Annotated in this window: 14 protein-coding genes and 1 riboswitch; of the genes, 3 read left to right on the plus strand and 11 right to left on the minus strand. The window is 47.5% G+C overall.

The annotated features are described in order from the left end of the window. Nucleotides 1-7 precede the first annotated feature (7 nt). On the minus strand, nucleotides 8-1,087 hold the full coding sequence (apbC, locus tag OXI21_RS00820; protein ID WP_279617652.1) for an iron-sulfur cluster carrier protein ApbC: 1,080 nt from the start codon (nucleotides 1,085-1,087) through the stop codon (nucleotides 8-10). A 219-nt stretch (nucleotides 1,088-1,306) separates the two neighbouring features. Here apbC and OXI21_RS00825 point away from each other — a divergent pair, with 219 nt between their 5' ends. Next, nucleotides 1,307-1,906 carry a FlgO family outer membrane protein gene (locus OXI21_RS00825; protein WP_279617653.1) on the plus strand — a complete coding sequence of 200 codons (600 nt, stop codon included), beginning with the start codon at nucleotides 1,307-1,309 and terminating at the stop codon, nucleotides 1,904-1,906. Nucleotides 1,907-2,047: 141 nt separating this feature from the next. Here the strand turns inward: OXI21_RS00825 and tsaE are convergent, their stop codons facing one another. The 3 genes from tsaE to uvrC all read right to left on the minus strand — a co-directional run bounded on the left by tsaE (nucleotide 2,048) and on the right by uvrC (nucleotide 5,802). Then, nucleotides 2,048-2,509, minus strand: a complete 462-nt coding sequence (gene tsaE / locus OXI21_RS00830) for a tRNA (adenosine(37)-N6)-threonylcarbamoyltransferase complex ATPase subunit type 1 TsaE (protein ID WP_279617654.1) — start codon at nucleotides 2,507-2,509, stop codon at nucleotides 2,048-2,050. Nucleotide 2,510: 1 nt separating this feature from the next. Then, the gene (locus tag OXI21_RS00835; protein WP_279617655.1) at nucleotides 2,511-3,866 is read right to left on the minus strand and encodes an MATE family efflux transporter; all 1,356 of its coding nucleotides are present in this window, start codon (nucleotides 3,864-3,866) and stop codon (nucleotides 2,511-2,513) included. 121 nt (nucleotides 3,867-3,987) lie between these two features. Further along, a complete protein-coding gene (uvrC, locus tag OXI21_RS00840) occupies nucleotides 3,988-5,802 on the minus strand; it encodes an excinuclease ABC subunit UvrC (protein ID WP_279617656.1) in 1,815 nt (604 codons plus the stop codon). Nucleotides 5,803-5,945: 143 nt separating this feature from the next. Here uvrC and OXI21_RS00845 point away from each other — a divergent pair, with 143 nt between their 5' ends. Further along, a complete protein-coding gene (locus OXI21_RS00845; protein WP_279617657.1) occupies nucleotides 5,946-7,856 on the plus strand; it encodes a nuclease-related domain-containing DEAD/DEAH box helicase in 1,911 nt (636 codons plus the stop codon). Between the two features lie 17 nt (nucleotides 7,857-7,873). Here OXI21_RS00845 and OXI21_RS00850 read toward each other — a convergent pair whose 3' ends face one another. The 6 genes from OXI21_RS00850 to OXI21_RS00875 are packed head-to-tail and all read right to left on the minus strand — an operon-like array spanning nucleotide 7,874 to nucleotide 14,738. Continuing rightward, entirely contained in the window at nucleotides 7,874-9,220 is a 1,347-nt protein-coding gene (locus tag OXI21_RS00850) for a DUF58 domain-containing protein (RefSeq protein WP_279617658.1), read from the minus strand. After that, on the minus strand, nucleotides 9,217-10,203 hold the full coding sequence (locus tag OXI21_RS00855; protein ID WP_279617659.1) for a MoxR family ATPase: 987 nt from the start codon (nucleotides 10,201-10,203) through the stop codon (nucleotides 9,217-9,219). The genes OXI21_RS00850 and OXI21_RS00855 overlap by 4 nt, the downstream gene beginning before the upstream one ends. Continuing rightward, nucleotides 10,200-11,381, minus strand: a complete 1,182-nt coding sequence (locus tag OXI21_RS00860) for a DUF4350 domain-containing protein (protein ID WP_279617660.1) — start codon at nucleotides 11,379-11,381, stop codon at nucleotides 10,200-10,202. Before OXI21_RS00860 ends, OXI21_RS00855 begins: the two co-directional genes overlap by 4 nt. Further along, nucleotides 11,374-12,942 (minus strand): hypothetical protein, encoded by a 1,569-nt coding sequence (locus OXI21_RS00865; RefSeq protein WP_279617661.1) that lies wholly within the window; start codon nucleotides 12,940-12,942, stop codon nucleotides 11,374-11,376. Before OXI21_RS00865 ends, OXI21_RS00860 begins: the two co-directional genes overlap by 8 nt. Nucleotides 12,943-12,945: 3 nt before the next feature. Continuing rightward, nucleotides 12,946-13,920, minus strand: a complete 975-nt coding sequence (locus OXI21_RS00870) for a stage II sporulation protein M (RefSeq protein WP_279617662.1) — start codon at nucleotides 13,918-13,920, stop codon at nucleotides 12,946-12,948. Further along, nucleotides 13,917-14,738 carry an RDD family protein gene (locus OXI21_RS00875; protein WP_279617663.1) on the minus strand — a complete coding sequence of 274 codons (822 nt, stop codon included), beginning with the start codon at nucleotides 14,736-14,738 and terminating at the stop codon, nucleotides 13,917-13,919. Before OXI21_RS00875 ends, OXI21_RS00870 begins: the two co-directional genes overlap by 4 nt. Nucleotides 14,739-14,885: 147 nt before the next feature. Between OXI21_RS00875 and OXI21_RS00880 the strand changes: the two genes are divergently transcribed. Then, nucleotides 14,886-15,599: a DUF975 family protein gene (locus OXI21_RS00880; protein WP_279617664.1), complete on the plus strand. Its 714-nt coding sequence runs from the start codon at nucleotides 14,886-14,888 to the stop codon at nucleotides 15,597-15,599. Between the two features lie 119 nt (nucleotides 15,600-15,718). Here the strand turns inward: OXI21_RS00880 and thiC are convergent, their stop codons facing one another. Further along, the gene (gene thiC, locus OXI21_RS00885) at nucleotides 15,719-17,491 is read right to left on the minus strand and encodes a phosphomethylpyrimidine synthase ThiC (protein WP_279617665.1); all 1,773 of its coding nucleotides are present in this window, start codon (nucleotides 17,489-17,491) and stop codon (nucleotides 15,719-15,721) included. A 172-nt stretch (nucleotides 17,492-17,663) separates the two neighbouring features. Continuing rightward, nucleotides 17,664-17,776, minus strand: a riboswitch (TPP riboswitch). Nucleotides 17,777-17,796 lie beyond the last annotated feature (20 nt).

The raw sequence follows: 17,796 nt of genomic DNA on the forward strand, positions 1-17,796 counted from the left end.
TCGTTTCTTATACGTTTTGAACGACAATTTTCGGGAATTTGCCCATCATATCTTTATCGCGGAGCGAGAGTTTCGCCGCCATTTTGGTTGCGATTTCATGATAATAACTGGCAAGCTCATGTTCGGTTGATGCAGTTGGCGCGCCTTTATCCGCCTCTTCACGAATGCGAACATCGAGCGGCATGCGCCCAAGTAGACCCACACCATACTCTTCCGCTAAGCGTTTTCCGCCATCTGAGCCAAAGATAAATTCTTCATGGCCACAGTTTGAACAGATATGGAAGCTCATGTTTTCCACCACACCCAAGATCGGAATGTTCACTTTTTTGAACATGTTGATCCCTTTCACCGCATCCAATAACGCGATATCTTGCGGCGTTGTCACAATCACACTTCCGGCAACAGGAATCTGCTGCGCGAGCGTTAATTGAATATCACCGGTTCCTGGAGGCATATCCACAATAAGATAATCAAGATCTTTCCAGTTGGTCTGTTTTAGGAGCTGTGCAAGCGCGGAAACCGCCATCGGAGCACGCCAGATCGCCGCATCTTTATCGGCAATCAGATACCCGATTGAGTTTGTTTGAAGCCCTTGAGTCACCACCGGCTCCATCGTCTCATTATCTTTTGATACAGGACGCTCGTGGCTATTTAACATGGTCGGAATGCTCGGACCATAGATATCCGCATCCAGGACGCCCACTTTGGCCCCTTCACGAAGCAGTGAAAACGCGATATTGACCGAGGTGGTTGATTTCCCAACTCCGCCCTTACCGGACGATACAGCAATAATATTTTTAACATTCGGAAGCGGCTTTAAACTGCCTTGAACTTTATGCGCAACCACTCGTGAGGTGCATGACACCTCCGTTTTAATGCCAAGCTCGTTGGTGAGAAGCTCGCTATATTCAGCCTCAATCGCCTTGCTATGAGCGTTTGCATAAAACCCAAGTTCAATCTCAACAGACACTTTGTCCGCCGCGATCTTAATTGACTTCACACAGTCGGCACTTACTAAATCCATCTCAAGATAGGGATCGGTTTTGGTGCCAATGAGTGCTTCGACTCTCTCTTTTGTAATTGTCATATGCCTGCCTTCCATCAAAAATACGAATAGATCTATTCTATAACAGATGGCCAATTAATTAAATATAGAAACTGGCTAATATCAAAAGGTGGTGCAAAAGGTGAGGGTTTTTAGATTTTGCTCATAGTAAGGAGGTATAAAACGTGATATCCTTTCAAACGATAATGAATTCTCTTCCATGTTTAACTAGCTATCTATCTGTTTAGATTGGAGTTTCGAATGAAAAAAGTTCTCGCAAGTTTAGTAGCGATGACGCTGCTTGCCGGATGTGATTTTGGGTTACGCCCTGATGATCCTATGCGCTCAAAGAAAATCAAATATGAGCAAGAAGTTACCAAAAATCAACTGCTTGATGCCAGCGCAAAAGAAGCGGTGAGCGAATTACAACGTCGTAATCCCGCGCTCTTTACCTCGATTGTCACCCCGGATGTGAAGCGCACCTATAAGCAATATGTCATTAATACCGCCTACCTTGAGCAAAATCCTGAGAAATCAAATCGCTTAGGTCGCGCCATTGCGGAAAGTTTAACGGAAGCGTTCACCACCTACGGTAGCGCCCGTCAAGTGAGCTTAAATCCATCGGTAATGACCATTGCCACCATCGAAGGCAAACGCTATTTCCATACCAGCGATAAAGCGGCGGAATTAGGCACACGTCTTGGCGCCGATGCGATGATCATTCCAAGCTACCGCATTCAAGATGGCCAAACCATCATTAATCTCAACATCATTCGCCCCGGTGAAAATCAGCCGATTATGCAATATGCTTACGCGATTAAAAATGATGCTGAGATCGAGCGTTTAGCGAAAGAGCTCTAAATAACGATTCATCCAAATAGTTGAGAATGTGATATTCTCTTCATACCCATTTACATTACAGTGTAAAAAGCAGTCGGAGATCCCTTAGCAATAAGGCGATCTCCTTTTTTATGGGCCTTTTTTATAATGATCGGCCCTCAATTAAAGCTCCGCCAAAATCGCTTCACCCAATGCACTCACCGCTTCTAGCTCAAGCGTTAAGGTTTCACCGGTACGATTCAAACGTAGGTTGAGATCACTCTTTGGCAGAACGCCCTCACCCTTTTCTGGCCACTCAATCAACCACATCGCGCTCTCTTCCTCAAGAAGCCCTAGATCATAGATCTCAAGTGGGCTCGCAAGGCGATAAAGATCGCAATGAAGAAGAGTGAATCCCTCAAATTCATACGGCTCAATTAAGGTATAAGTTGGGCTTTTTACCGGCCCGTCCATGCCAAAGGCTTGAATAAAATAGCGTGAAAAGGTAGTCTTCCCTGCGCCCAAATTCCCATAGAGATGGAGCTTTGCCGCAAGGCCATTATTTTTATGCAGTGCGCCCGCGAATTCTTGTGCAAAGGCAGCAGTTTCCGTTTCGTTAACCAATATTTTTGTCATCTGATTCATCTTATTGTGCTCCTAAACGACGCGTTAAAATAAAGAGACGGCTATTGAGGAGAAGCGCCGAACAGCTAAGCCCGATAATCAACCCAATCCACACGCCTTCTGCCGCCATCTCGCGCGTCACGCCTAAATAATAGCAGAGCGGAAACGCCACTAGCCAATAGGATGTGACGCTCAGCACCATCGGCACTTTCGTATCTTTCATCCCGCGCAGCACCCCATTGGCCGAGATCTGTAAGCCATCGGGAATTTGGAAGATGATCGAGTAGAGAATCAATTTTGCGCTTAACGCCACCACCGCCGCCTCATTATTAAAGAGCATCGGCAGATGATTGCGCGCATAGAACAGCAGTGAACTGGTTAAAAACATAATGCCCACAATGGTGATGCGCCCAGTATCGCCCATCTGTTTTGCCGCCGGAAAATCGCCACGCCCCATGCGTTGCCCCACAAGCGCCGTCAGCGCAATGGCGGTACTAAGTGGAATCATAAAGGTGAGCGAGGTGATCTGGAGCGATATTTGATGGCTCGCCACAATTTTTTCAGCATAACGCCCTAAAATAAGCCCCGCCGCAGAGAAGATCGCCACTTCCGCAAACATGGTGGCACCATTCGGGAATCCGATTTTCGCAAGCTCACCAAAGATGTTGGTAAAACGAAATTTGGTACTCATTAAATTAAGGGATTTCAGGCGCGGATCAACGCGGGTAAACGCAAGCAATAATAAAAACATAATCCAGAGCGTCAGCGCCGTGCCTAACCCTGAACCCCACACGCCATAACTCTTGATATTAAGGGGCGCATAACCATTGACAAGCACATAATTAAGAAGGCCATTGACTACAAAACCCACGCCACTGACGATCGTAATCGGAAGCGGTTTTGAGACCCCTTCACACACTGAGCGGAGGCTAATAAAGAGTAAAATTGCCGGCGCGCCAATGCTGAGTGCGCGCAGATATAGCACCGAGCCGGGAATCAATTTCGGGTCGGCATCCACCAAATTTAAAATCCATTCCACGCCAAAATTCATAATCAACACCACGAGCACAATAAGTCCCGCCGCAATAATTAATCCGTTATGCCAAATAGTGGCCACTTCATCGGTTTTGCCCGCCCCAAATTTATGCGCCGACAAGATCGCAATGCTCATCAAAACGCCATTTCCAAAGAGAAATAGGGGGTTCCAAATCATCACGCCTAAGCCCACGGAGGCCTGTACCGCGGTATCAAAATGGCCGGTGATCGCCACATCCGTCGCGCCCATTCCCACTAAAAAAAGCTGAGTAATGAGGATCGGAATCGCAAGCGAGATCAGCGCCTTAAATTCTTCTTTTTTAAAGGGTAACGTCCGTTTCATCTTTCTCCCTCTCCGTCATTATCGATTCTGAGTTTTTCGAGCGGACATTTTAGTGGATATCCTCTAAAAGCGCGAATAAAAAGCAAATTCTCTAAAAATCAGCTCTTCATTTCCGAACCGTTTACGAACGATTTCCCTCATGGAGCGCCCGATAGAGTGTCTCCGCAAGAGTAAGATGAATCCCCGGCACTTTGGCAATGTCCTCAATGCTCGCTTTTTTCAGTGCGTCCAATCCACCAAAATGGGTTAAAAGAGCCGTACGGCGCTTCTCCCCAATGCCCGGAATATTTTCTAGCACCGAGCGGCGACGCAACTTATCCCTCTGGGCACGATGTCCTTCAATGGCAAAGCGGTGCGCCTCATCCCGAATTTGTGTGATCAGATGAAAGGCCGGCGTTGTCGGATCCACCTCAATTTGATGTTTATCGGAGAGCCAGATCGTATCAAATCCGCGCTTTTTCCCCTCCGCTTCGGACACGCTAATGAGCGCAACATTGGCAATGCCCAATTCTGCAAAAGTTTCGAGCGCCATTTGCAATTGACCCTTCCCGCCATCGACAATTAATAGATCGGGAAATTGATTCTCCTCGCGCTTAAATCGGCGTGTAAGCGCCTGCTTCATCGCTGCATAATCATCGCCCGGCTCAATGCCTGAGATGTTATAGCGCCGATAAAATTTCTTGGTAAATCCCTCATCGGTATAGACCACATTGGAAGCCACGGTGCGCTCACCAAAACTGTGGGAGATATCAAAACATTCGATCCGTTTGAGCGGCTCTTCAAATCCAAGCAATGCCTCAAGCGCCTCTAACCGATGCTCGATCGTTGCCCTTCCCGCAAGTTTTACCGCGACCGACTGCTTCACGTTATTTTCGGTCATCTCAAGCCAGCGCAATTTTTGCTGACGCACCCGATTTTGCAGCGTAATCTTACGTTCCGCCACCTCACCAAGCGCATTTTGCAGCCACTCTGACTCATCTGCCTCGAGCGCGCAATTGATCACAATATTCCCCGGAGGCATGCGATGCGGTCCATAATATTGCATAATAAAACTGGTGATAATCTCACTCTCTTCAGTATCTTCGGGCACCATCGGAAAATACGCCCGCGTCCCTAAAACCCGCCCATCGCGCACCGTCATCACTTCAACGGCGGTAATTTCAGCCTCTTCATAAAGCGCCATCAGATCGAGCGATTCGTGGGTCCCTTCAATAATATTGGAGCCTTGAATCTCATGAATGTATTGAATCTGATCGCGCACTTTCGCCGCTTCTTCAAATTGTAAATTCCGGCTAAACAGCGCCATCGACTGCCCGAGCCGTTCGATCAACACTTGCGATTTTCCTTCCAAAAAGAGCACTGCATCGGCCACATCGTCGGCATAGGCGGATCGGCTAATTTTATCGACGCACGGCCCGCTACAGCGATTGATCTGATATTGCAAGCAAGGACGGGTTCGATTACTAAAAAAGGAATCATCGCACTGGCGCACTTTAAAGACCTTTTTCATCAAATTTAAGGTCTCTTTTACCGCGCCCGATGAGGGAAAGGGGCCAAAAAATCGCCCCTTGCGCTTTCGCGTCCCACGATAAAAACTAAAGCGAGGAAAGCTGTGATCGGAGAGAAAAATATAGGGGTAACTCTTATCGTCGATGAGGCGCACATTATAGCGCGGACGATGCTGTTTAATGAGATTACTCTCAAGCAGTAACGCCTCATTTTCGGTACCAGTAATGGTCGTTTCAATGGAGGCAATATTGGAGACCAGCACAGCAGTTTTCGGCAATAATTGCTTACTCTTAAAATAACTCGAGAGCCGATTTTTAAGATTTTTCGCCTTGCCCACATAGATGATCTCGCCCTCATCATTGCGCATGATATAGACGCCCGGATGAGTCGGCGCCGTTTTTAAAAACCCATCCGCATCAAATGCCATTTGATCAGCCTCCTGTCAACAATTCGTGCGAATAGTATAACGCATCTCGCAAAATCGGCCTATGGCATTGCCCTCTTGATCTTCTCTCTAAAATCCTTATGCTATACCCTATTCAAATTACTTAATATGAGATTCAATGCATAATGGCAATCACCATTCCTGAGACCATTTCCCGCAATGCCATGCCTGGAGAACGTCTCTTTTTTAATACACTTAAAAAACACCTTCCCGATGAGTATATCGTCTATTTTGAACCCGATATCTATGGGCGAAAACCGGATTTTGTCATCATCGGACCGAGCCTTGGCGTAGTGATTATTGAGGTAAAAGACTACACAAAAAATACCCTTATTCAGCTCAATAAAGATTCTTGGCTCATCTATTCTGCAAAAAATGAGCAAGTATCGGTACCATCACCGCTGAATCAAGCGCGTGAATATACCTTCACCGTTAAAAATGCGCTCTGTAAAAATAGCGTCCTCACTCAGCAAGAGGGTGATTTTCGTGGTCAAGCGATCTTCCCTTATGGATATGGGGTGTTTTTCTCGCGATTTCATGAAGCCGATCTCATCGATCACGATCTTTTTGAAGTCATTCCACCTCACCAGATCTTTTCACGGAGCGAAATTGATCCTGAACATGAGGCATTTTCAGCCGAAAATCTTCTGGAAAAATTACACAACATGTTCCCAACGAGCTTTCGTGTTCGCAACCCGCTTAGTAAAACAGAGATCGACACCATTCGCTTTATCCTCTTTCCGGAAGTGCGCATTAGCGCTAAAAAGAGCCAAAGCTATACGCCCTATAATCAGAAAACATTGGTCCATCTAACCGATCTGAAAGCGATGGATCTCTATCAAGAGCGCCTCGCACGGCAAATTGGCGATGGACACCGACTCATTCGTGGCGTTGCGGGAAGTGGTAAGACGCTTGTCCTCGCAAGTCATGCAAAACTTCTCGCTAAAGATCATCCAGAATGGAATATTTTAGTGCTCTGCTTTAATATTTCATTGGCGCAATTTATCCGCAATATGATTGAAACCTCCGATATTGAGGTCACTAAACAGCTCGGAATTTTTGAGCTAATTGATCACGATACAGCGACTAAACCTCGCGGAAAAATCAGCGTGATGCATTTTCACCATTGGCTTCACAAGGTACTTAACATCAATGAAGAATCCATTCCTGACTTCATAGAATCATTCGATCCTACCGATGCCTCACTTCCGCAATATGACGCAATTCTAATCGATGAAGGACAAGATTTTGAGCCGGAATGGTTTCAACTTGTGAGCCAATTTATCGATGCCAATAATAAAGCCTTTTTACTCGTAGAAGATCGGGCACAATCGATTTATAAACGCAAACGCTCCTATAAAGATGATTTTGGGCTCAGTTTCCAAGGGCGTTCACGCGTACTCACCATCAATTATCGCAATACTGAAGTGATTACCGATTTTGCGTGGGATTTTTATAAAAAATTCTCTGCGTTAGGCGACCCGAAAACAGTTCGAACGCTCAATCCTGATGATATTATTATTCCTGAAACCACAAAGCGAAGCGGTAAACTTCCGGCATTGATTCGCCGAGACTCCTTTACTGATGAGATTGAGCTCCTCATTAAGCAGATTCTAAAACTCAACCAAACCGATGGCGTCGACTTTAAAGAGATGCTAATTCTATATCGGGTAAAAAGTGCAAAGGTCGATGGAAAATGGATTAACTACATCGATTATCTGCGGGAGCAACTTGCCGAAGCCAAAATTCCTTTTTATTGGATGACAGAGACTCAACAAGCGAAATTAAACGTCAATTATGCTGAGAACTCCGTTAAAATTAGTACTATTGAAAGCAGTAAAGGGCTCGATTTTAAGGCCGTTTTTATCATCGGTGCACACAATCTTCCCTTTACCATGGAAGACGATCCCCACCGTGAAGCCTCGCTATTTTATATCGGCATGACCCGAGCGCGCGATCTTCTTTGGATCTCTTACTCCGGCGACTCAATCTATACCGACTATTTCGATGCACTCATTGAAAAGCAAAAACAATAACGCCCTCAACAAGTCCACTACAACCGCCCCGAACGTTTTAGTGCCAAGTAATGATTAATCAGTGCTGGCGCAAATTCGCTCGGGAGCGCTTCGATGACGGGGAGACGGCGTTTATAGAGATTGTCGTGCAGAGCCCTGCGATCGCTTAGATGTTTGACCGTACCGCAATAGGTGAGCGTGCTATCGAGGTCATGCACGTCCGTTTTCATCAAGGTGTCGGTAACCTCTTCGCGCAGACTTGCGATCAATACCTCGTGCTTTTTGGTAAGCAGTTTAAACGCCTCAAGCGTTGCCTCATCTTCATGATTGCGTAGATTGGTGAGAAAAATAATGAGCGAACGCCGTTTTACATCGGTCAATAATTGTTTAATGAGCGCGTCAAAATCGGGTACCTCGCGGGTGCATTCAAGCGTATAGACCGCATTGAGTAGCGCATTTAATTGCCCCATTCCCTTTTTCGGCGGTAGATGCGCGCCATTTGGCGTTGCAAAAGTGGTCAGCCCGACGGCATCTTCCTGCTTGAGCGCGACATACGACAGCAGTAAACTTGCGTTTAATACATGATCGAAATGGGTGAGATCATCCTCTTTAATCCGCATTTTAAGACCACAATCGAGCACAAAAATAATGTGTTGATCGCGCTCCTCTTGCATCTCTTTGGTGATCGGTTTTCGGTGCTTAGCACTCGCTTTCCAATCCACCTGTTTGAGCGTATCGCCTTGCATAAATTCCCGCAATTGATGAAAGCTCTGCCCATCGCCCCGGCGCTGTTGCACGCGAATCCCAAGTTGGTGAATCCACTCCTCAATCGTCTCAAGGCCACCACCATAGAGCTTGGTAAAATCGGGATAGACTCGCGTTTTTGAAGGAAGCGCAATCTGCCGGCGATCGCCCCAAAATTTAAGCGGACTCTCGATCATCACCTCGCAACGTTCCCACTCATAATATCCGCGAGCAGAGGGATGAATGCCGTAACCAATTTTGTGAGTAAATTCGCCAAGCTCGATCTCTTTTGGCAGCGCGCGATAGGCAATTCCCGCCGGCACATGATCAAAGAGCGTTAACGATAGTGCGTGCGAGCTCTGATTGTCGAGCGTAAGCGTCACCTCATTCCACTGCATCAACGAAAGATAGCCCGGCACCGTTCGTCTGATTCTTGGTGAGGGAATGCGTTTGACCAAAATAAGATCTACCATCAGCGCCACAGCAAAAATCCCTGCCATCAAATAGACAAGGTTGACCATAAACGAGGGTAAGCCAAAGCCGATAATCGTCAGCGTTTCAAGGCTGAAGATCGCGGTAAAGAGCAGCCCCATCAGCCCAATGAATCGCCGGCTCGGTTTAAGCCATCGGAGTTCCTTCATACGCGTGGCGCCGGAATCTGCTCTAACATCTGCATAAGCGCCTCGTCGACGCTAACGCCCTCAATCTCCATCTCGGCGCTTAATTGTACCCGATGGCGAAGCGCTGGAAGCACGCAGGATTTGACCTGATCAGGCGTGGTAAAATGTGTTCCGGCAAGAAGCGCTTTGGCTCTTGCCCCTTGAATGAGCGCAATGGACGCACGCGGCCCTGCACCGATTGAAAAAAGGTGGCTTTCGCGGGTTTTACGCACAATATTGACCGCATATTCCACCACTTCTCGATCGACAAAGATCATGCGCGTAATTTTTTGCAGCATTAAAATCGTGCGCGGTTGCATCAATTTACTCAATTTTGCCGGCACTAAAATATCCCCATAAGCCGCGCCAATCACTTTTTCCACCACGCCCAATTCATCGGCTTTCGTGGGATAATCAATCAATACTTTAAATAAAAATCGGTCAAGCTGCGCCTCGGGAAGCGGATAGGTTCCCTCATGCTCAAGCGGGTTTTGCGTGGCGAGCACCATAAAGGGTTCTGGCACGGGTTCAGGCTTCCCTTCAATCGTAACCTGCCGCTCTTGCATCACCTCAAGGAGCGCCGCTTGCGTCTTTGCCGGTGCGCGGTTAATCTCATCGGCAAGGAGTAGATTGGTAAATACTGGGCCTTTTTGATAGCTAAAGGTTTCGGTCTTAAAATTAAAGAGCGCGTGGCCGGTAATGTCGGTAGGCATCAGATCTGGCGTAAATTGAATCCGCGCAAATTCGCCATTAAAACACTCCGCTAAGGTGCGCACTAAAATCGTTTTCCCAAGGCCCGGCACCCCTTCAATTAAGATATGACCTTCCGCCAATAACGCCGTCAAGACCTCGTCAATCACGGCCGTTTGCCCAATAATCACCTTCTGTAATTCGGTCCGCATCGCATCGACCAAACTCTTCGCTTTTGCAATCTGTTCACGCTCAATCGCGGTTTCCTGTGTCATAATGTTTTCCTAATGGTTTGTAGATCAATTACATAATGTGTGAGTTGCAGATGGGTGAGTTTCGCCCCTTTTTTAAGCGGCTCCATCGCCCGACGAACGCGCCCAATCGGGAGATTTGCACGGACGCTAAGCTCAGTTAAAATCGCTTCCCGCGTCCGCAGTTCTCGCCCATATTTCCGCTCTATTTTGATTAAGATATCCTCTTGCAAGGTGATAATCAGCGCCCCATCCCCCTCGCGTTTTCGTCTAAATTCTGCAAGGGCGTTAAGATAGGTCGATAATTGACGCCGATCCCGTGAAAGCGGCGCTTCAATCGGCCCAATTCGTGTTCCCATCGCCCATAACAGCGCCCCAAGCATTCCCAAAAAGATAAAGAGCGAGCCACGATAATGGTGCCAAATTTGGCTGAATATCGTGGATTGCCCCGCTTGTGATATGGCAAAACGAGAGACCGGTTTCAAGTAAAGCAGGTGATTTTTTTGTCCCGCAAGACGATCAAGCAACCAGATATTATCGGCTCCATTAATGGTCTCATTATTCCAAATTTGCGCGCTCCCGAGCACCGTCACGCTGCCTTTCCCGTAAGGCATTTGCACCATCGAAAAAGAAAGATCGGCATATTGCTGCGCACTCATCGTCAGCGCGCAGTCGTCGCACTCAAGGCCAAACGAGATCGGCATCGCCAGTGTCAATCCGGTTTCAGCGCCTTCATGGATAATCGACGCAGGAACCTTGTACCCTGCAATGCGGAACATCCACTCCTCTTCCACATCAAAGTGCGTCACCGTAATCCCAAGGACGGAGAACAGATCATCAAGTGGCAGATCGGCACTATAAGCCTCCACCACGAGCGCTCCGCCCGATTCAACCCACGTAAGCAGTTGTGATAGCTCATTCCCTGTAATTCGTGTCCGATTCCCAAAGATAAAGAGCGTCTCATCCTCCGGCGCATACTCTAAATACACCGGCATCGTTTTATACGATAGCGTCGATGCCTCGCGCTCCCCCGCATTTAAAAAATACTCGAGCGCTAAATAAGGGTTTTTACGCACCTCAGGACGCTCTAAACGGCGCTCTTCTATCCGCGTATAGAGCTCAAATGTGCTAAAAAAGAGCCAGCCTAAATAAATAAGTAGACAGCCCACCACTCCAAGCGCAATCCAAGCAAATTTACGCATGTGGGGCCTCCTTTTGCGGCGATTGTTGCAGTGCGGACCATTTTGCATTAATAGCCTCACTCACCTCATCATCTAACCGTTCATGGGCGTAGGCAATCTGCTCCCAATGATGAATTACCTGCTCAGAAAACTGGTGCCAATCCGTGGGCGCATATTGACGGGAAAGCTGAATCACCTCTCCTTCGGTATGATGTTTTTTAAGCGGAACATGCCACTCATGAACAAGCACGCTCAGCACCTTTCGATAGACTAAACTCATCGCTTCCCGAGGCTCATCGTCCCAAAGATGATTAAACGCACCAAGAAGATCTTCCGGCAGCGATTCAGGACGAATATCCATGCCCTGGAACTCCGTTAAAGGCGCCACCTTTTTCCGCTCAAACAATTGCGATTTCAGATACGGCAACCATGATTTTTGGTACCGTACCACAACAAAAATCGCGAGCACCACCCCGATCCAGAGCAACATTTGTAAAATATCACCTGGGGTGAAATTATTATCGGGCATTCGCATCTTCGGTAGAGGTTCAGGGTCGTTTTTCGTTTTTTTCAGTGATGTTTCACGCCTGCGAAAATCGGTGCGTTCCACCTCTTCAAGAAAGGGCTCGCTATCTAAAATGGTCTTTAATCGATCTGTCGCCTCCTCGGCTTCTTGCTCGTATAAAGCCGCCTTATTCTCTTCCCGTTCTTCGTCAAAACTAAGCGCGTTAAGATCAACCCGTCCGCCCGCATAAGCGGCATTTGGCAGAGTACTACTCAATCCCACCATAAGCCCCAAGATGACAGCGCCCACAGAGCCTAATACTCGCCGTGCTAAGCGCTGAAACGCCACCTGAATATCCCATCCCTCTAAAATAATGCGCTGATTGAGATAGAGGCAAAAACCGCAAATCACATAGAGGCTCTCGGTAAAGGCTAAAACCACCAGATACGCGAATAAAAAGAGATGTTTATGCAGTAAAAATTGCCCGAACGAAAATTCATGCCCCACCATAAGATAAAACAGCGAGGGAATCGGCTCTAGGAGCTGATCGGGAATCATAAAGAGGATAAAAATCCCAAGGCCACTTGCTAAAATGGTCTCGAAATGGAGAAACACAATGGTGAGCCACGCCGCGCGATGGGGCCGACTGCGGAAAACCCGGGCGCGCTGGGCGTTTCGGCGCCGATTATTTAAACCCTCCAGATGCCGAGTGGGCAGGAGATAGCTCCGCATTAGAGAGATACGGCGCCAAGTCAGATCGCCGATAAGCCCCGTTTTTAAACTTTTAAAAAAGTAGCGCATGGTCGCTGAATAGCTTGGCGTTGGCTCAAAAATACCGCGCGACACAATGTAGAGTGGAATCCGATCAAAGAGGGGTTTGAGCCAATAGAAAATTAAAAAGATCCACAAAGGGCGCTCCCAAAAGAAGAAAAGCAGCACGCCATAGAGCGGAATAAAGAGTGTAAAGAGCGCGAGAAGCATCGGCTTTAAATAGTGCCTACCGAGCGCAATCCCAAGATCCATACTCTCCCATGGCGTTCGGGGCCGAATGACGATTTTAGCTTGATCAATATTCATCGTTTACGCCCGCCCCGCCCGTGCAAAATAGTAAAAAACACTCGCCCAAAGGAGCGTGCCGACCATATAACGCAGATGAATCGTTTCATGCATTGAGGACCAATACGCCTCAATAAACGCGGCAATGACTAAGAAAAAAATTACTCCAAAGACGAGCTCAATCGCGGTTTTTGACGCCGCTCGAAGCGCTTCCCAGCGGGTCTTTTGCCCCGGCATTAAAACCGATAATCCAAGCTTAAACCCCGCCGCTCCCGCAATAATAATCGCTGTTAATTCAAAGGCGCCATGGCCAATCACAAAGGGCCAAAAATTCACGCCAAGCCCTTCCGCGGTTAAATGCATGCCGACAATACCAAAATGGATCGCATTAAAGATGAGAATAAAAATCGAGCCCACGCAAAAAATCAGCCCGCCAGCAAAGGTACGAAAGGCTACCGAAATATTATTGAAAATATAGTATGCAAACATCATCCAATTGGAGCTAGAATCCCGCATACCGATCGGCCTGTACTCGCCGGCTTTTTCATACATCGCTTCCATCTCGTGAAGCTCATAAGGATTCATCACCAAGAGCACGCTATCGGGATAAAGATGGGAAATCAGTGCGCTCAAGAGCGCCACCCCATAAAAGAGCAGATGGAGGATAATAATCAGTTTCTTCTCACGGCGCACCACCTGTGGAAATCCCTTCGTCACAAAGGTAACAAATCCATGGAGAAATCGCGTGCGGCGCTGATATAAAATCCGGTGCCCACGCATCACATTTTGCTTAAGACGCTGGATTAATCCATCGCTATAGCCGCGCTGTTCCGCTAGGGCTAAATGTTGGCAGATTTGTTGATAATCACTCGGGAAGGTGTCGATCGACACTGAAGTTAAGCGCTTTTTCTCCCGTCTTGATCCTTCTAAATAACGGAGCGTATTTTCAAAGCGAATCCAATCGGTGTGAAAACGTTTTTCAAAGGCGTATTGCTTCATCGGCGCGCCTCCGGAGTATCTGCCGATTTTTGAGGCGTTTCACCCCGATCATTCTCACGCAAATCACTTCCTAATAGCCCGCTTGCAATGCCGTAAAGACGATCGAGCGTTGAGCGATGTTGCGCCAGTGTGCTCTGCCGAGCCGTTGCGGGGAAAACCGCTTTTAAGAGATCGGCAAGCTCTAGGCGACGATCATAGGAAAACTGCTCTTTTCGAAGAAGAAAACTGATGAGGGCGCGCTGTTCGTCTGGCGTTAATGCAATGGGGGAGGTTTCAACCGGGATCGTCTCCTCGTTATCGGGCGTTGTCACCCGTTTCGGCGGCGTATAGCGCAGATCGTGAATCACAATCGTACCGGCGGCGATGTCCCCTAAGCGTTTAAAATGCGGATGACACATGCCACAAAAAATCCCGACGGTATAACTCATCGATGGCAAGATATCCACCACGCGAAGGAGGTTTCGCAGTAATGATGCGCTCCACCCAACCGGCGTACCATCATCATGAATCACTCGTAAATTAAAAAGCCGTTTTCCAAGGGTTTGCCCCTGATTAAAGACCTCGAAAAAGACATAATAACCCCACATCAACAGAAATAACCCGATCAACAAGATGCCGATCGCCAGATACCCATCATCAATGCCGGAAAGAATAAAGCTCACCGTCATCGCAAAGAGATAACCAATCACGAGCTGACAGCAAAAATCAGTCATAAAGGCGAGCGAACGCACAATCGGGCTTGCGGGATGGAACGTGAGCAAAATGCCCTCGGGCGATTCCACTTCATAGATGGCATCAATTTTCGTTGGCGATGTCATGATTTTATGCTTTTATTTTGAGTGAGTTATTAATTAAATAAGCCTGATAGAGCACTAACTTGATCTCTATCTGTTTGAATTCATCCTCGTTATCATACAATACTTTGATTCGTTTACGCTTTAATATCATGGTTTATAGGAGCAATTATGACTGAAAACAACATTTACGCCGCGCCCACAAGCGATCTTTCCCCGGATAGATCCTTTCCAGCAACCCGTAGGCGCACCATCGATGAGGCGATCGAAGAACGCTATGATTTTAGTGTTTCCGATACCATCTCAGAGAGTTTTGGCGCGATCTCTGGCTTAAAAATGCCGGTATTTCTCGCCTCCCTCCTTCTCTTTGCGATCTCCTTTGTGGTGGGGATCATCATCGCATTTCTGCCTGAAACGGCCGGTGCGGGAGTCGAGTTTGGCCTCAATGTGATCATTAGCGCACTTGGGGGAGGATATTACGTCTATACGCTCAATCATCTGCGCGGACGCGGGGAGCTCACCATCGAAAGCTTTTTTAGCATCAGCACAATTTTAAGCACGTTGATTCTGATCGAATTCATCGTTTGGGTGCTCGGCATCATCGGAATTATACTGTTAATATTGCCCGGGATTTATATCTTAGTGGCGCTCTCATTTGCATCGGTAATTGCGGTAGATAACCCAGAGCTTGGCACGGTTAAATCGATCGCAGCCTCGTTTAAGCTTGTCAATAAACAGTGGTTTAAAGTCTTCTTATTAGAGCTCCTTTTATGGATTATCGTCTTAATTAGTGCCATTCCGTTCGGAATCGGGCTCATCTGGACCATTCCAATGTATCTCCTTGCAAAAACGATCGTCTATCGCAAAATGATTGCTGAAGCGTAATCTCGTTTTAGGCATAAAAAAAGGAGCTCGAATTCAATCGCGCTCCTTTTCCATTTTAAGTTTTTTAAGCTTTTGTTTTAGCCTAATGTCATTTAACGATCATTAGAACCGTTACCACATTAGCTATAAATTTGGCTATCGTTCTCTAAGAACTCTTTCGATTTCTCTTTCATCCCTTCAATGATCGCCTCTTTTGCAAAGGTGCCATCTTGGTCTTTTAAGCGAATGTCTTGCGAGATCTTCATGCTGCAGAATTTAGGTCCACACATTGAGCAGAAATGCGCGACTTTCGCCCCGGCAGACGGAAGCGTTTCGTCATGATATTCACGAGCGCGCTCAGGGTCTAAGCCTAAATTAAATTGATCTTCCCAGCGGAATTCAAAACGCGCTTTTGAGAGGGCATCATCACGTTTTTGTGCATTCGGGTGCCCTTTTGCAAGGTCTGCTGCGTGCGCGGCGAGTTTATAGGTAATCACCCCAACGCGAACGTCTTCACGGTTTGGTAACCCTAAGTGTTCTTTCGGCGTGACATAGCAGAGCATTGCGGTGCCGTACCAGCCGATCATCGCCGCGCCAATGGCGGAGGTGATGTGGTCATAGCCCGGCGCAATATCGGTGGTGAGTGGGCCAAGCGTGTAAAATGGCGCGTCATCACAATATTTTTCCTGCATATCCATGTTCTCTTTGATCTTGTGCATCGGCACGTGACCAGGGCCTTCGATCATGGTTTGAACATCGTGTTTCCACGCGATTTGCGTCAATTCCCCTAAGGTTTTAAGCTCGGCAAATTGGGCTTCGTCGTTCGCATCGGCAATCGAGCCGGGGCGTAAACCATCGCCAAGGGAGAATGAGATATCGTACTGCTTCATGATTTCGCAAATTTCTTCGAAATTCTCATAGATGAAGTTCTCTTTATGGTGCGCTAAACACCACTGCGCCATGATCGAACCCCCGCGCGATACAATGCCCGTAACGCGTTTTGCTGTCAGCGGAATGTAGCGCAATAATACGCCGGCGTGAATGGTGAAATAGTCCACGCCCTGCTCAGCTTGCTCGATTAAGGTATCGCGGAACACTTCCCAGTTGAGATCTTCGGCAATGCCGTTTACTTTTTCAAGCGCTTGGTAGATGGGCACCGTACCGATCGGAACCGCTGAGTTTCGGATGATCCACTCACGGGTTTTGTGAATGTCTTTTCCGGTGGAGAGATCCATGACGTTGTCCGCGCCCCAACGGGTCGCCCACGTCATCTTTTCCACTTCCTCTTCGATCGATGAAGTGACCGCGGAGTTACCGATATTGGCGTTAATTTTCACATGGAAGTTTTTACCAATAATCATCGGTTCTGATTCCGGGTGATTGATGTTTGCGGGAATAATCGCGCGCCCTTCCGCCACTTCTTTACGTACAAACTCAGGATCCATGCCCTCACGGATGGCGATAAATTCCATCTCAGGGGTCACAATCCCTTGACGCGCATAGTGCATCTGCGTCACATTTTTACCGGCTTTCGCGCGGAGCGGTTTACGTTTTAACCCGGGAAATGTACCCACAAAGTTACGCGGATCGTTCGCATCTTTATAGCCGTTATCCACCGCTTTAATTTCGCGCCCGTCGTACTCTTCCACATCGCCACGCTCGATAATCCAGTTACGGCGAAGCGCAGGAAGCCCTTGGGTGAGGTCCACGGTATAATTTTCATCGGTGTAAGGGCCGCTCGTATCATAGACACGAAACGGCTCATTCTTCTCGATCACTGCGCCTTTAGTGTCGAGCGTATCGTCGAGCGTAATTTCACGCATCGGTACTAAAATATCGGGACGGCTCCCCTCCACATAGATCTTTTTACTGCGGGGAAAACTCGATTTAATTTCGATATTGGTGGTTGTCATCAAACCTCTCCTTAATCATGAATGAAACAAACAGAAAAAGACGAGAGTCTGGCAACGTAATGAATCATATAAGCGCGATTGCAAGGCGTTTGGCGATCTTTAATTAGGATTATTAGCGATCAAAACAACAAAAAAGCCTTAACCCCAACGTGTGGAGATAAGGCTCATGACAATTCGTGCGGATATACTTCCCTACGCTGGTATGAGCCAGATCAGGTCCTGAGGGTCTAAAAGCTCGATTGCTTTAATCTCAGCCCACATGAGTGGACGCCCCTAGTGAAATCTATGCTACGTTTATAGCGCGT

Origin of the sequence: Ignatzschineria sp. RMDPL8A (assembly GCF_029815055.1) — a bacterium.
Classification (GTDB): Bacteria; Pseudomonadota; Gammaproteobacteria; order Cardiobacteriales; family Wohlfahrtiimonadaceae; genus CALZBJ01.

Excerpts from the sequence above, each read along its gene's own strand:
- apbC (WP_279617652.1), bottom strand. The coding sequence starts at position 1,087 with ATGACAATTACAAAAGAGAGAGTCGAAGCACTCATTGGCACCAAAACC.
- OXI21_RS00825 (WP_279617653.1), top strand. The coding sequence starts at position 1,307 with ATGAAAAAAGTTCTCGCAAGTTTAGTAGCGATGACGCTGCTTGCCGGA.
- tsaE (WP_279617654.1), bottom strand. The coding sequence starts at position 2,509 with ATGAATCAGATGACAAAAATATTGGTTAACGAAACGGAAACTGCTGCC.
- OXI21_RS00835 (WP_279617655.1), bottom strand. The coding sequence starts at position 3,866 with ATGAAACGGACGTTACCCTTTAAAAAAGAAGAATTTAAGGCGCTGATC.
- uvrC (WP_279617656.1), bottom strand. The coding sequence starts at position 5,802 with ATGGCATTTGATGCGGATGGGTTTTTAAAAACGGCGCCGACTCATCCG.
- OXI21_RS00845 (WP_279617657.1), top strand. The coding sequence starts at position 5,946 with ATGGCAATCACCATTCCTGAGACCATTTCCCGCAATGCCATGCCTGGA.
- OXI21_RS00850 (WP_279617658.1), bottom strand. The coding sequence starts at position 9,220 with ATGAAGGAACTCCGATGGCTTAAACCGAGCCGGCGATTCATTGGGCTG.
- OXI21_RS00855 (WP_279617659.1), bottom strand. The coding sequence starts at position 10,203 with ATGACACAGGAAACCGCGATTGAGCGTGAACAGATTGCAAAAGCGAAG.
- OXI21_RS00860 (WP_279617660.1), bottom strand. The coding sequence starts at position 11,381 with ATGCGTAAATTTGCTTGGATTGCGCTTGGAGTGGTGGGCTGTCTACTT.
- OXI21_RS00865 (WP_279617661.1), bottom strand. The coding sequence starts at position 12,942 with ATGAATATTGATCAAGCTAAAATCGTCATTCGGCCCCGAACGCCATGG.
- OXI21_RS00870 (WP_279617662.1), bottom strand. The coding sequence starts at position 13,920 with ATGAAGCAATACGCCTTTGAAAAACGTTTTCACACCGATTGGATTCGC.
- OXI21_RS00875 (WP_279617663.1), bottom strand. The coding sequence starts at position 14,738 with ATGACATCGCCAACGAAAATTGATGCCATCTATGAAGTGGAATCGCCC.
- OXI21_RS00880 (WP_279617664.1), top strand. The coding sequence starts at position 14,886 with ATGACTGAAAACAACATTTACGCCGCGCCCACAAGCGATCTTTCCCCG.
- thiC (WP_279617665.1), bottom strand. The coding sequence starts at position 17,491 with ATGACAACCACCAATATCGAAATTAAATCGAGTTTTCCCCGCAGTAAA.